Origin of the sequence: Pseudoxanthomonas suwonensis, assembly GCF_000972865.1 — a bacterium.
Classification (GTDB): Bacteria; Pseudomonadota; Gammaproteobacteria; order Xanthomonadales; family Xanthomonadaceae; genus Pseudoxanthomonas; species Pseudoxanthomonas suwonensis_B.
Genome location: NZ_CP011144.1, coordinates 798,220 through 812,257 on the forward strand (window position 1 = coordinate 798,220; position 14,038 = coordinate 812,257).

The window sequence follows — 14,038 nt, forward strand, 5'->3', positions numbered from 1 at the left end:
GCCGGGCCGGTCACAGCGCCCGGTGCTTGGCCTCGCCGAAGAACGGCGTGTGGTGGGCGCAGTCGTTCAGGCGCACCACTTCCAGGCGCTCCAGGTCCGGGCCCTCGAGCAGGTTGAGCGTGGTCGGGGCCTGGCGGAAGGTCCACAGCTTGCCGATCGGCAGGCCCAGGATCCGGCACAGCAGCACCCGGTTGACCGCGTCGTGCGCGACCAGCAGCAGGGTGTCGTCCTCGCCCAGGTCCTCGGCGGCGCGAGCCAGGCCGCGCCAGGAGCGGTCCAGCACCTGGCGCAGCGATTCGCCGCCGGGCATCAGCACCGTGTCCGGCTCCTCGCGCCAGGCGCGCAGGCGCGCCGGGTCCTTCTCGCCGATCTCGCTGGCCAGCAGGCCTTCCCACTCGCCGTGGGCGATCTCCTGCACGTCCGGGTCCAGCGCCAGCAGCGGCACGCGGTCCTCGCCCAGCGCCAGTTCGGCGGTGCGCCGCGCGCGCGCCAGCGGCGAGGCCACCGCACGGGTGATCGGCACCTCGCGCAGCCGGTCGCCCAGCGCGCGCGCCTGCGACTCGCCGATCGGCGAAAGCGGAATGTCGATCTGGCCCTGGTAGCGGCCTTCGGCGTTCCACGGCGTTTCACCATGGCGGGCAAGCAGGATGCGCATGTATTCCCCAGCGTGACGGTCCCCGGGCCGGACCGGCGCGGGGTGCGCATGATAACCCGCCCGGTGAGCCGGCCGGGGACGCCGCGTGCGCAAACCGGCAGCGGTAACGCCGGAAACGGAAAAGGGCGCCGGCAACGGCCGGCGCCCCTTCCGGAACGCGACTTCCGCCGGGTTCAGCGCGCCGGCGCGACGTTCATTTCCTTAAGCAGCTGCGGCGCCGGGAAGACTTCCTGCATGATCCAGCGCATGTAGCGCTGGTCGACCGAGATCATCCGGGTCATGGTCGGATCGAACACCCAGTTCGAGGCCACCGACTCCCAGTTGCCGTCGAAGGCCAGGCCCACCAGCCGGCCATGCGCATCGAGCACCGGCGAACCGGAATTGCCGCCTGTGATGTCCAGGTCGGCGAGGAAGTTCACCGGCACCGAGCCCAGGCGCTCGTCGGCCAGGCCGCCATGGCGCTGGGCCGCCACCGCCTCCAGCAGTGCCTTGGGCGAGTCGAACGGATCCTCGCCGGTCTCCTTGGCGACCACGCCCTCCAGGGTGGTGAACGGGGTGTACTTGACGCCATCGCGCGGCACGTAGCCGGTGACGTTGCCGAAGGTGATGCGCAGCGACAGGTTGGCGTCCGGGTAGACGAACTTGCCCTGGCTCTTCTTGTAGTCGGCCAGCGCCTGCAGATAGACCGGGCGCGCGGCCAGGTTCTCGCCGGCGCGGGTCTTGCGCTCCTGTTCCAGCTGCAGCAGCGTCGGCATCACCGCCACCGCGTAGCGGATCGCCGGATCGTCGCTGGCCTCGAACGCGGCGCGGTCGGCGGCGAACCACTTCAGCCGCTCCTCGGTGCTGCCCAGCTTCGTGCCCGCCAGCCGGTCGAGCGCACGCTTGACCGCCGCCGCGTCGTTGCCGCCCAGCCACTGGTCGACCGCGGCCACGCGCTGGGCGGCCGGCAACTTGAGGTATTCGTTGAGCCAATACTCCTGCAGCTGGCGGTCCATCGCCGGCACATAGCGGCGTTCGAGCTGCTTCAGGCTGCCCTCGATCGCCGGCAGGTCGCGCTCCTGGTAGCCGGATTCGCGCTCGGCGTTCGGCTTCTCGCGCTCGATCGACAGGCGGTACAGCTGGCTGGCCGCGCCGAGCATGGCGGTGTTGTTGAACATCGACAGGGCCAGGTCGCGCTCGCGCGTGGCCTGGGTCTGCTCCAGCAGCGCGATCAGCCTGGCGTGCGCGTCGAGCGCGGCCGTGCCCTTGGCGCCCTGGCCCTTCAGCCAGGCCAGCACCGCCGCTTCCTCGGCCTGCTTCTGCCCAGCCGCGTCGATGCGCTGGAAGCCCTCGAGCTGGCCGGTGTAGTTCTTGCTGGTGTTGTTCCAGCCGGCCATGCTGCTGGCGTAGCGGACCTGGATCTCGGGATTGGCCTTGCCGGCCGCCTCGACCAGCGCGATCTGGTTCCGGAAGTGCCGCGCGATGGTCGGGTAGGTCCACTGCGCGGTGTTGTCGAACTCGGCCGCCAGCGCGTAGCGGTTGGTCGAGCCGGGGTAGCCGGCGACCATGACGAAGTCGCCCTCGCCCAGCGGCTTGTCGGCGATCTTCAGCCAGCGCTTGGGCTTGAACGGCACGTTGTCGGGCGAGTACGCCGCCGGCTTGCCATCCTTGCCGACGTAGGCGCGGTAGAAGGCGAAGTCGCCGGTGTGGCGCGGCCACATCCAGTTGTCGATGTCGCCGCCGAACTTGCCGACGCTGCCCGGGGGTGCGTAGGCCAGGCGCACGTCGCGGATCTCCAGGTTCTTGAACAGCCGGTAGGTGTTGCCGCCGGAGAAGCTGTACAGGCGGCAGCGGAAGCCGGCCTCGGCCTCGCACCCGGCGATCAGCTGCTTCTCGAACGCTTCCAGCGCCTTGGTCCGGGCCAGCGCGTCGTCGCCGGCCGCGGCGATGGCGGCCTTGGCTTCCCGGGTCACGTCGGTGATCTCGTCGAGCACGAACACGCGCGCGTTCGGGCCGGCGCTGACCTCGTCGGCCGCGGTCGGCGCGTTGAAGCCGTCGCGGATCAGGTTGTTCTCCGGGGTGGAGTTGAGCTGGATCGCGCCATAGGCGCAGTGGTGGTTGGTCACCACCAGGCCGCCCGGGGAGACGAAGCTAGCAGTGCAGCCGCCCAGCGCCACCACCGCGCCCATCGGGTCGCCAGTCAGGTCGGCCAGCTGCTGCGGGGAGAGCTTGAGCCCGGCCTGCTTCAACGGTCCGGCGATCTCCGGCAGCTGCTGCGGCACCCACATGCCCTCGCCGGCCCAGGCGGCGGGAGCGGCGGCCAGCGCGGCCAGGACGGGGGCGGTGAGCAGGCGAAGGCGCATCGGGACGGTTCCAGTTGAAAGGATTCCCGATTCTAGCGGCCGGGCGGGCGGGCCGGGCCATGACCTTCGGCAGGGGCCCCGGACGACGTTGGTTTCCCCCGCAACCTATAATGTCCGCCTTTCACCTGCAGAGGGCGCCAGACGATGGCCCGTACCATGAAGGCGCTGGTCAAGCGCGAAGCCGCCAAGGGCATCTGGCTGGACGAGGTGCCGGTGCCGGTGCCCGGCCCCAACGAGGTCCTGATCAAGGTCGAGAAGACTGCCATCTGCGGTACCGACCTGCACATCTACCTGTGGGACGAGTGGAGCCAGCGCACGATCCGGCCGGGGCTGGTGATCGGCCACGAGTTCGTCGGCCGCGTCGCCGAGCTGGGCCCGGGCGTGTCCGGCTACAAGCTCGGCCAGCGCGTCTCGGCCGAGGGCCACATCGTCTGCGGCCACTGCCGCAACTGCCGCGGCGGCCGCCCGCACCTGTGCCCGCAGACCGTGGGCATCGGCGTCAACCGCGACGGCGCCTTCGCCGAATACATCGTGATGCCGGCCTCCAACCTGTGGCCGATCCCGGACCCGATCCCGTCGGAACTGGCCGCGTTCTTCGATCCCTACGGCAACGCCGCACACTGCGCGCTGGAGTTCGACGTGGTCGGCGAGGACGTGCTGATCACCGGCGCTGGCCCGATCGGGATCATCGCCGCCGGCATCTGCAAGCACATCGGCGCGCGAAATGTTGTCGTCACCGACGTCAACGACTTCCGCCTCAAGCTGGCCGCCGACATGGGCGCCACCCGCGTGGTCAACGTCGCCAACCAGTCGCTCAAGGAGGTCATGAACGACCTGCACATGGAGGGCTTCGACGTCGGCCTGGAGATGAGCGGCAACCCGCGCGCGTTCAACGACATGCTCGACTGCATGTACCACGGCGGCAAGATCGCACTGCTCGGCATCCTGCCCAAGGGCGCCGGCTGCGACTGGGACAAGATCATCTTCAAGGGCCTCACCGTGCAGGGCATCTACGGCCGCAAAATGTACGAGACCTGGTACAAGATGACCCAGCTGGTGCTGTCCGGCTTCCCGCTGGGCAAGGTGCTCACCCACCAGCTGCCGATCGACGAGTTCCAGCACGGCTTCGACCTGATGGAACAGGGCAAGGCCGGCAAGGTCGTGCTGAGCTGGACCTGAGTACTAGGCCGCCGGCGCCGGCGGACCTCGCCGGTCCCTCGCCAGGATGGAGAGCCCGTGCCCTGCACGGGCTCTTCGTTTCCGGCTCAGGAGAAGGACACCCCTCCGTTCACGTCCACGTTCGCGCCGGTCATGAAGGCGGACGCCGGGGACGCCAGGAACACGGCCACCGCTGCGGCTTCTTCGGCATGGCCCTGGCGGCGCAACGGAGTCGCGTTGGCCACCGCCTGGCGCACCTCGGGCTTGGTGAAGTCGTCGTGGAAGCGGGTGGCGATCATGCCGCAGCACAACGCGTTGACCCGGATGCCACGCGGTCCCAGCTCCTTGGCCATGGACCGGGTGAAGGTCATCACCGCACCCTTCGAGGTCGCGTAGATCGACGCGCCCGGACCGCCGCCGTCGCGGCCGGCCAGCGAAGCGAAGTTGACGATCGCCGCGCCCTCGCCCATGTGCGGCACCACCGCCTGGGTGGCCAGGAACACCGACTTCAGGTTCAGGTCCATCACCCGGTGGAAGAACGCTTCGTCGATCTCGGCCAGCGGCTTGCGCGCCACCATGCCGCCAGCCAGGTTGACCAGCACGTCGATGCGCTCGCCGAACGCGGCACGGGTGGCGGCGACCATCCCGGCGACCGCCGCCGCCTCGGTCGCGTCGGCGCGGTGCAGGATCGCCCGGCCGCCGGCCTCCTCGACCAGCCGCAGCGTCTCCTTGGCGCTGGCCTCGTCGTTGGCGTAGTTGATGCAGACGCTGGCGCCCTCGGCCGCCAGCTGCAGCGATACCGCACGGCCGATGTCGCGGCCGCCGCCGGTGACGATCGCCACCTTGTTCTGGAATTGCATGAACGGATCCTTCGTTGTGGGAGTTGGAGCGGAATCAGGGGGATCGGCGGCTGGCCGGGCCATCGAGCTTCTCGATTCGCCCGGCCACCAGCCAGATGGCAAGCAGCGACAGCGGCACCAGCGCCGCCACCAGGATGAAGATCGGCGCGTAGGACTCGCGGGTCATGACCGGCACCAGCCAGGTGGTGATCAGGGTCCCGGCCACCGCCGCCATGCCGCCGATGCCGGCCAGCGAACCGACCGAGCCGCCGTGGAACACGTCGCCGGGCAGGGTCTGGATGTTGCCGATCGCGACCTGGAAGCCGAACAGCACGGCTGCAATGGTCAACACCGCGACCATCGGATCGGCGGCGAACACCGCGGCCACCAGCGCCGGCGCCATGACCACGCCGCCCAGGGTGATGGTCCACTTGCGCGCGCGGTGCACGCTCCAGCCCGCGGCGATCAGCCGGCCGGAGAGCCAGCCGCCGGAGAGGCTGCCGAGCATCGCGCCGACGAACGGCACCCAGGCGAACAGGCCGATCTGCTTGATGTCGAAATCGAAGGTCTCGGCCAGGTAGATCGGCAGCCACGACACGAACAGCCACCAGATCGGATCGAGGAAGAAGCGCGACAGCACGATGCCCCAGCTCTGCCGGTGCGACATGATCTGGCGCAGGTTCGGCACGTAGGCCGGCCGCGCGGCGGCGGCCACGGCCGCCTCGCCGACGGGCGCGTCTAGGATCAGCGCGCGCTCGGCCGCGCTGACCCACGGATGGCGGTCCGGTCCGGCGCGGTAGACGAACAGCCACGGCAGCACCCAGACCAGGCCGAGCGCGCCGATCAGCACGAAGGTGCCCTTCCAGCCGATCCACAGGAACAGCAGCGCGATCAGCGGCGCCGACACGATCGCGCCGATCGAGGCGCCGGCGTTGAAGATGCCCTGGGCGAACGCGCGCTCCTTCGCCGGGAACCATTCGGCGTTGGCCTTGACCGCGCCCGGCCAGGCGCCGGCCTCGCTGACGCCGAGCATGGCGCGGAAGACCGCGAACGACATGACCGAATGGCTGATCGCGTGCAGCGCGATGGAGATCGACCAGCCGATGATCGACACGGCGAAGCCCAGCCGCACGCCGATGATGTCGAACAGCCTGCCGAAGGCGAACTGGCCGGCGGCGTAGAACAGCATGAACACCGTGACCAGCAGCGCGTAGTCCTCCTTGGTCGCGCCGATCTCGGCCGAGATGGCCGGCCACATGACGGCCAGCGCGTTGCGGTCGATGTAGTTGATGATAGTGGCGACCGCGATCAGGCCGATGATCGTCCAGCGGACGGCGGATCTCTGCTTCATGGACGTTTCTTTCCTTGCGCGTTCTTGGCTTGCGTGTTGCTGCCGTTCCGCCTGGCGGTGGCCGGCCGGTCGAAGCGGGCGTAAGGGCCGGTCCACTCGTAGGCGTGGCCGTCGCCGGCGACGCGGTGGCGCGGACCCGCGGATGGATAATGGGCGATGCCCAGTGCGAGCTCCGTGCCGGACACGAGGGTCAGCGCGACCACGTCCGCGGTCGCGCCGCGGAAGTGCCTGACTTCGCGGATGCGGCTGTCGGCGCCGGTCACGTACTCGGCGCTGCCGTTGTATTCGCCATGCGGTTCGAGCACGGCGAAGAAGCTCGCCTGCGACTGCCCGTCCATGCGCTGGATCAGTACCGGCTCGCGCCGCAGGTTGAACTCCGGATCGTTGGCGCCGCTTTCGGCCAGGATCGCGCGGGTCGGCGCGCTGGCGCCGAAGTGGTGGGTGTAGAAGCGCCCGTCCAGCAGCCAGGTCAGGCTGCGGGTCTGCGCCGACGGCTCGCCGACGGCGTCCACCCACAGGTGCTGGTAGCCGTTCGCTTCGCCCAGCACCGGGCGCTGTCCCAGCTCGCGCCGCGCGTCGAAGCCGACCTTCATGATCTGGCCGGCGTAGTGCAGCGGCAGGTCGTAGCGCGCCGCGCGGTCGCCGTGCACGCGGAGCAGGTCGACCACCACCGGCAAACCGAGCTCGGCGTGCTCGACCAGCGCCTGGGTGCGGGTGAATGCCACGCCCTCGTAAGCGCCGTCCATCCGCGCCGAGGCGATCTGCAGGCCCTCGCCTGCCTCGAACAGCAGCAGCGTCGGCGCGTGCGCCTCGCCGCGACGCCAGTTGCCGCCGAAGTGGCTTCGCTCGTCCACCACCAGGGTGTTGTGGGCCACGGTCTGCTTGGCCCAGCTGGTGTTCTCCGGCAGGTAGATGCCGCCGGCCTTGGCCTCGATGTTGAGGAAGCGCGCGGCGCCGTAGTCGGTTACCACCCGCCGGCCGTTGTCGTAGAACAGCCAGTTCAGCTTGTCGAAGTGACCGTGGCCCATGCCCTGGGCGGTGTTCTTCATCACCAGCAGCTGGCCGTCGGCGCCACCGCGGCGCAACAGCGCCAGTCCGCCGCGGTCGCCCTCCGGACCGTCGCGGAGCATCAGCGGTCGGAACACGAACGGCTCCGCCTCCCCGGCCGCCAGCGCCCTGGCCACCTCCAGGCCTTCGGGTGACAGCAGCACCCGGCCCTGCCGCTCGGCGATGGACAGCAGCCTCGCGTCGCCGCTGCGGGCGTAGGCGATCGCGATGCCGGCGACCATCTCGGCCGTGTCCAGCCCCTTGTCCAGCAGCGCGTCGTTGATCGGGATGAAATAACCCGCGTAGCTGGACTGCGCCAGCGTGTCGACCGCCTTCAGCAGCACTCCGTCGCGGCGCTCGAAGATCCGCCGCTGCGGCTCGTTGCGCTCAATGACGTTGGCGAACACGACGAACGGCGCCAGCGCGTAGCGCTGGTAGTACGGGCCTTCCTCGTAATAGCCGTCGGGCGAGAACAGCCGGTCGATCTGCCTGAGGAAGCCGGCCTCGCCGTCCCTGGACAGGCCGAGCAGCGCCTTCTCCACCATCGCCTCGTCGCGCAGCACGTAGCCGGTCATGCCCACCGCGGCGACCGCCCAGGTGGCGTGGTTGTGGATGCGCTGGAAGTTGGCCGGGGTCTCGTCCGACAGGAACCGCGCCATGCGCCGGAACACCTGTTCCTCGATGGTGCGGCGGTCTTCCGGGTCCAGGCCCGCGCGCACGGCGTCGTAGCCCTGGATCGCATGCACCAGCCAGACCGAGTCGTTGAGGGTCTGCCAGAACAGCCGGCCCGGGATCTCGCCGCGGCCGGCCGGGTGCGGGCCCAGGGTCGGATACAGGCGCGCGTATTCCAGCAGCGTGTCGCGCACGAAGTCGGCGTAGGCGCGGTCGCCGGTAAGGCGGTACAGCGCGCCGGCGTTCTGGATCGCCAGGTAGTTGCGCTTGTGCTGTTCGTGGGTGTAGCCACCGCCCGGATCCTTCGGCCGCGGCACCACCACGCCCGCGTCCATCGCCGCGCGTACCGACGCCTCGATCCGCGCCCGCTCGCGGGCGAACAGCGGATAGCGCGCTCCCGCCTCGGCCATCGCCTTCCATTCGTCCGTGCCCACCAGCACCGGGCCGGTGTCCGCGTCGCGACTCGCGGCCGCCGCACCGGCGGCGCCCACGGCCGCCGCCGGCATCGCCCCCGCGCCGGCCAGCAGGCAGGCGGCCAGCACCGCGCCGCGCATCACCGCGCCACCTCGACCGGCAGGTCGGACTGGATCGGCGGCGTGCCGACGAACTGGTTGCGCGTGGCGACCAGCACCGGCTCGCCGACGGCGTGCGAAAAGCGGACAGCGCCGCTGTCGACGAAGCGGTTGCCGGTTAGCTCGGCATGCTGCACACCGTGCAGCCGCAGCGCGGTGCCGCCGGCCGCGCCGACCTTCTCGAAGGTCGAACCATCGATGCGGATCCGCGGCCCGAAGGTGCTCTCGTCCTTGCCGCCCCGGTACAGCTCCACCGCCGGACCACCAACGCCGCGGAACACGGACGCTTCGATCTCGACCCGTTCGGCATTGTAGGTGCCGCGGTCGTCGGTCTCGGCAGCGACCGACAGCACCGCGCCGCTGACGTCCTCGACCGTCACCCGGCGCAACGCGATCAGGTCGGCCATCGTGCCCTTGCCGGTGGAGACGACGTCGAAGCCGCGGTTGACCGACAGGCCGCGCACCCGCGTGTCCTCGAGCACCAGCGTGTAGTTGGCTGCGTTCGAGCCCGGCCGGGTGGCGATGACCGCGTTGCCCACCTCGTCGGGGGCCGCCTCGCCGGACACGGTCAGTCCGGACAGCTTCAGCGCGCCGCCGGCCTCGATCTGGAACAGGCGCGGCCGGCTGAAGGCGATCACTGCCTCGCCCTGCGCTGGCCCCTGCACGGTCAGCGGCCGGTCCACCGCCAGCACCTGGTTGACCATGTAGCGCCCCGCGTCCAGCACCAGCCGGTCGCCCGCACCGGCCCGGGCGACGGCGTCGGTCAGGGTGTCCTCGCCGGCCGGCACCCGGTGCCGGGCGCCGCTGTCCAGCGCCACGGCCTGGCCCTGCTTCGGATACCAGGACACGCCGACGCCGGCGCGCGCGATCGGGCGCAGGTCGGTGCGCGCACCGACGCCCGCCAGCGAGACCGGGGCGAGCAGGCCGTATTGGCCACGCTGCATCTCCACCGTGGCGCCACGCACGCCCTGCGCGAAGCCCGGCGACGCCGCGGGACTCTGCACGTTGCCTTCGAACGCGATGCCCGACAGGTCGCCCAGCACGCGCAGCGGGTCGCGACCGTCGCCGTTCACGATCAGGTTGCGCGCCATGGTGCTGTCCACCGGCCGCGCCGAGCGCTCCTCGTCCATGCCGGCGCCGAGGAACACGCTGCGCGCGTCGACGATGGTGTTGTTCTCGATCAGCGCGTTGTCGACCTGCACGTAGCGGTTCAGCGGCGAATCCGGCACGCCGTACATCACCGTGAGCGCAGAGGAGAAGCCCTCGCCGGCCAGCCCTTCCAGGTAGTTGTTGCGCACCGTCTGGTTGCGGTTGATGACGCGGATGCCACCGGTGTGCGGCTTGTTGCCGCCGATGAAGACGTTGTCCTCGACCCGGTTGCCGTCACCGTGGCGCAGCACCAGCGCACCGCGCGAATGGAAGAACACGTTGCCGCGGTAGAGGTTGCCGCCGGACTTGTTGGAGACGATCTCCACCTCGCCGTCGCAGCCCTCGAACCAGTTGTTCTCCACCACCGTGTTCGAGTCGGACAGCGAATCGTGGCTGGTGCCGACGCGGATGGTCTCGCCGCCGTTGGAACCCAGGTTCGGCCGCGGGCCGAAGTAGTTGTGGTCGATGCGGTGCCGGTTGTCGAGGCCCTGCTCCGGGTCGCGCACCACCACCAGGGTCGCGCCCTGGTTGGTCTTGCCGACCAGGTGGTTGTGGTCGAAGCGGTTGTGCTGGCCGTACAGGGCCACCCAGTTGTCGGACTGGTCGCGGTCGGGTTTGTTGAAGCGGTCGATGACCACGCCGGTGACCCGGCTGTTGACGGCGCGGTCGCTGCGCGTGCGCCGGAACGAGACGACCTCCCCGGTCGGCGACCAGCCGTCGCGGAACACCAGGTTGGACACCACCAGGTGCTGGCCGGCCATCCGCAGGTTGGACTGCCCGGTCAGGAGCACCTTGCCCGGGGTCTGCGCCGTCAGCGTGATCGGCTTGCCGGCCGCGCCCTTGCCGGTCAGCAGGACCTGGAAGTCCCGCCACTCGCCGTCGGCCAGCACGATCGTGTCGCCGGGGCGGAGCGATTTCGCGGCCGCGGCGTATTCGGCCTGGCTGCGCACCAGGCGCGGCTTGGCGCCCGCCTGCGCCGAGACCGGCTCGACGCCCCCCACCCACGCCAGCAGCAGCGCCGCCAGCCCTGCCCATGTCCGATGACGCATTGTTCCCCTCCTCGCCCGCGATGGCCGGATAGTAGCAAAGCGCCGCCACCCGTCAACCAGTTTTGCATACCAATATGCCGGCAGCTTCGCGCACCAGTTGTGCTGCAAAGCACAAACCAATTGGCTGATCAGATAGCTGGAATCAGGTCTAGACATTTGTACATACCAATTGGTTGACATTTGACCCCGGCTTGGTAAACCCTTCGCTCCGACCCGCGACAGACGGGATTCCACTGGGAGGAGGAAACATGCGGCGCCATCACCAGGACACGCCCCTCGCGCGCGTCCGTCCATCTGCACTTCGTACCGCCCTGCTGTGCGCCCTCGGCGCGCCGCTGGGCCTGACCCCGGCACTGGCGCAGGAAGTCGCGGACGCGCAAGCGACCGCGCCCACGCCGGACGCGGGCGAAGTCACCGAACTCGACAGCGTCGTGGTCGCCGGCATCCGCGGCTCGATCCAGTCCTCGATCGAACACAAGCGCGAACTGTCCGTGGTGTCCGACGGCATCTCCGCCGAGGACATCGGCGACCTGCCCGCGCTGTCGATCGGCGAAGCCATCGAGACCATCACCGGCGCCTCCACCCATCGCGAGAAGGGCGGCGCTTCGGAGATCTCGATCCGCGGCCTGGGACCGTTCCTCGGCTCGGCCACCTTCAACGGCCGCGAGGCGACCAACGGCAGCGGCGACCGCTCGGTCAACTTCAACCAGTTCCCGTCCGAGCTGATCAATACCGTTGCCATCTACAAGACCCAGCGCGCCGACTTCATCGAAGGCGGCGTCTCAGGCATCGTCAACATGGAGACGATCAAGCCGCTGGACTTCGGCAAGCGCCGGATCCAGCTCGAAGGCCGCGCGCTGTACGCCGACTACGACGACCGCCTGCACGACCCGGCCGGCGTGGGCTGGCGCGGCACGGCCAGTTACCTGGACCAGTTCGACCTGGGCGGCGCCGGCAAGCTCGGCGTCTCGCTGGGCATCCAGAGCCTGGAGGGCACCAATCCCGAGGAGCTGTTCACCAGCAGCAGCACCTGGAACGCGTGCGACGCCACCCAGACCGTGCCTGCCGCCTCCAACTGCCGGCAGGTGAGCAACGCCGAGGTCCATGACGGCACGCCGTTCTACCTGATCCCCGGCAGCCGCACCTACCGCCAGTTCATCGAACGCGACAAGCGCGACGCGCTGTTCGGTGCCGTGCAGTGGAAGCCGACCGACACGCTCGACATCTCGCTCGACTACCAGGGCTCGCGCCGCACCTACACCGAGGAGCGCTCCGACCTGAATTTCTCCGAGACCATGCGCGGGATCAACGATCGCGTCGTCGACGAGAACGGGGTGCTGCTCTACTACACCGGCAACAGCACGGTCGAATCCACGCCGACCTACCGCATCCGCGACGAGAAGTACGAAGGCGGCGGCCTCAAGACCGAGTGGCGGCCGAACGAAGCCTGGCTGTTCTCGACCGACCTGTCCTACTCCCGCACCTGGCGCAGCGAGATGGACCGCCAGGTCCGCCTGCGCTCCAACGCGACCGACATCTACGGCGTGGCGGTTCCGGGGATCAGCGGGCAGCGGGTCAACTACATCTTCGACTACACCAACGGCGACATCCCCGCGATCATCGTCAACCCGCTGTACGACCTGAACCGCCACGAGAACTTCAGCGCCGCGGCCCGCGCCCGGCGCGACGAGCTGATCCGCGAGAACGAGATCCGCGCGCTGCGGCTGGACGGCGCCTACTTCACCGAAAGCGGGTTCCTGACCGCGGTCAAGTCCGGCATCCGCCTGTCCGAACTGAGCTACGAGGACCTGGACGACCGGGTCGAGATCAACGTCACCGGCGCCGCCGCGATCCGCGAGGCCAATCTGGCCTGCCGCCGCGAGTTCCCGCAGGACCGCTTCCTGAGCAATGCCAGCGGCAACAGCATCACCAGCTGGGCGCAGTTCGATCCGCTGTGCCTGTTCCAGGCCATCACCGGCGTCGAGGACACCGGCCTCAACGCCGACACGCGCTCGATCGGCAACCGCGACGTGACCGAGAAGGTCCGGGCGGCCTACCTGCTGGGCGAATTCGACTCCGAAATGTTCGGCCTGCCGGTCACCGGCAATTTCGGCGTGCGCTACGTGGACACGGCGGTGCGCTCGGTCGGCCTGACCGGGGACCTGGACGTGATCGCCAATCCCGACGGCACCATCCGCCTGGTCCCGACCGGGGAATTCGACCCGGTCGTAATCAAGTCCGACTCGCGGGTGTTCCTGCCCAGCGCCAACGCCGCGTTCGAGCTGAAGGACGACCTGGTGTTCCGCGTCGGCGTGTACCGCGCGATGTCGCGCCCCGATCCCAGCAGCCTGGGCGCCGGCCGCGCCATCGTGCTCGAGCCCGGCACCTCGTTCGATTCGGTCGATGACGCGATCCGCGGCATCACCGCCAACGGCAATCCGCGCACCGAGCCGCTGCTGTCGTGGAACGCCGACCTGTCGCTGGAGTGGTACCCCAACCCGGACTCGCTGCTGGGCCTGGCGGTCTACTACAAGCAGTTCGCCGGCGGTTTCATCCCGGTGCTGATCGACGAATCGTTCATGATCGACGGCAACGAGGTGATCGTGCCGGTGGTGCAGGACGCGACCACCGACGACAAGAGCGAATTGACCGGCTTCGAGGTGACCGCCACCCACCGCTTCTCGTACCTGCCGGCGCCGTTCGACGGACTGGGCTTCAAGCTCAGCTACAACTACGCCGACTCGAACTTCAAGACGCACGACCTGCGCCTGGGCGACCAGCTCGATCCGGAGACCGGCGAGGTGAGTCCCGGCATCATCCCGCCCGCGGGGATCTTCGGGCTGTCCCAGCAGGTCGCCTCGGGTTCGCTGTACTACACGATCGGCCCGGTCGAACTGCAGGCGATCTACAAGTACCGGACCGAGTACTACCAGAAGTTCGTGGGCGCCCCCAGCCAGAACCGCTACATCCGCGATACCGGCGTGTTCGATTTCCGCGCCACCTACCGGGTCAACAGGAACCTGTCGTTCTCGTTCGAGGGCTCCAACCTCAACGACGAGCCGCGGTACCACGACATGCCGGTTTCCGGGAGCCTGCGCGAGTACAACACCTACGGGCCCCGCTACTATTTGGGTGTACGATACCGATTCTGAATACGACGGCGCGGCCCCACGGGGCCGCGCCTGTTCGCAGGCCGGAGCAGGA

At 69.4% G+C, this 14,038-nt stretch carries 8 protein-coding genes; 2 read left to right on the top strand and 6 right to left on the bottom strand.

The window, feature by feature from the left end; translation table 11 throughout:
* Positions 1-10: 10 nt before the first annotated feature.
* Both WQ53_RS03435 and WQ53_RS03440 read right to left on the bottom strand, forming a co-directional pair.
* A complete protein-coding gene (locus tag WQ53_RS03435; RefSeq protein WP_052630435.1) occupies positions 11-655 on the bottom strand; it encodes a histidine phosphatase family protein in 645 nt (214 codons plus the stop codon).
* Positions 656-828: 173 nt separating this feature from the next.
* Complete coding sequence (locus WQ53_RS03440) at positions 829-2,997, bottom strand: S46 family peptidase (protein WP_052630437.1); 2,169 nt, start codon at positions 2,995-2,997, stop codon at positions 829-831.
* A 144-nt stretch (positions 2,998-3,141) separates the two neighbouring features.
* Between WQ53_RS03440 and tdh the strand changes: the two genes are divergently transcribed.
* Positions 3,142-4,176, top strand: coding sequence for an L-threonine 3-dehydrogenase (tdh, locus tag WQ53_RS03445; protein ID WP_052630439.1), 1,035 nt, complete (start codon positions 3,142-3,144; stop codon positions 4,174-4,176).
* Between the two features lie 86 nt (positions 4,177-4,262).
* On the opposite strand, the gene WQ53_RS03450 is transcribed toward tdh, so the two are convergent.
* From WQ53_RS03450 to WQ53_RS03465, 4 genes are read right to left on the bottom strand one after another with little or no spacing between them, the layout of a single operon-like run.
* Positions 4,263-5,015, bottom strand: a complete 753-nt coding sequence (locus WQ53_RS03450) for an SDR family NAD(P)-dependent oxidoreductase (protein WP_052630441.1) — start codon at positions 5,013-5,015, stop codon at positions 4,263-4,265.
* A gap of 34 nt (positions 5,016-5,049) precedes the next feature.
* Entirely contained in the window at positions 5,050-6,345 is a 1,296-nt protein-coding gene (locus WQ53_RS03455) for an MFS transporter (protein WP_052630443.1), read from the bottom strand.
* A complete protein-coding gene (locus WQ53_RS03460; RefSeq protein ID WP_052630445.1) occupies positions 6,342-8,618 on the bottom strand; it encodes an alginate lyase family protein in 2,277 nt (758 codons plus the stop codon). The genes WQ53_RS03455 and WQ53_RS03460 overlap by 4 nt, the downstream gene beginning before the upstream one ends.
* A complete protein-coding gene (locus WQ53_RS03465) occupies positions 8,618-10,834 on the bottom strand; it encodes a polysaccharide lyase 6 family protein (RefSeq protein ID WP_052630447.1) in 2,217 nt (738 codons plus the stop codon). Before WQ53_RS03465 ends, WQ53_RS03460 begins: the two co-directional genes overlap by 1 nt.
* A 248-nt stretch (positions 10,835-11,082) precedes the next feature.
* Between WQ53_RS03465 and WQ53_RS03470 the strand changes: the two genes are divergently transcribed.
* A complete protein-coding gene (locus WQ53_RS03470; protein ID WP_052630449.1) occupies positions 11,083-13,986 on the top strand; it encodes a TonB-dependent receptor in 2,904 nt (967 codons plus the stop codon).
* Positions 13,987-14,038: the final 52 nt, after the last annotated feature.

What these genes read in the sequence shown, in the direction of transcription:
- WQ53_RS03440 (WP_052630437.1), bottom strand. Translation starts at nt 2,997, where the DNA reads ATGCGCCTTCGCCTGCTCACCGCCCCCGTCCTGGCCGCGCTGGCCGCC.
- WQ53_RS03470 (WP_052630449.1), top strand. Translation starts at nt 11,083, where the DNA reads ATGCGGCGCCATCACCAGGACACGCCCCTCGCGCGCGTCCGTCCATCT.
- WQ53_RS03455 (WP_052630443.1), bottom strand. Translation starts at nt 6,345, where the DNA reads ATGAAGCAGAGATCCGCCGTCCGCTGGACGATCATCGGCCTGATCGCG.
- tdh (WP_052630439.1), top strand. Translation starts at nt 3,142, where the DNA reads ATGGCCCGTACCATGAAGGCGCTGGTCAAGCGCGAAGCCGCCAAGGGC.
- WQ53_RS03450 (WP_052630441.1), bottom strand. Translation starts at nt 5,015, where the DNA reads ATGCAATTCCAGAACAAGGTGGCGATCGTCACCGGCGGCGGCCGCGAC.
- WQ53_RS03435 (WP_052630435.1), bottom strand. Translation starts at nt 655, where the DNA reads ATGCGCATCCTGCTTGCCCGCCATGGTGAAACGCCGTGGAACGCCGAA.
- WQ53_RS03465 (WP_052630447.1), bottom strand. Translation starts at nt 10,834, where the DNA reads ATGCGTCATCGGACATGGGCAGGGCTGGCGGCGCTGCTGCTGGCGTGG.
- WQ53_RS03460 (WP_052630445.1), bottom strand. Translation starts at nt 8,618, where the DNA reads ATGCGCGGCGCGGTGCTGGCCGCCTGCCTGCTGGCCGGCGCGGGGGCG.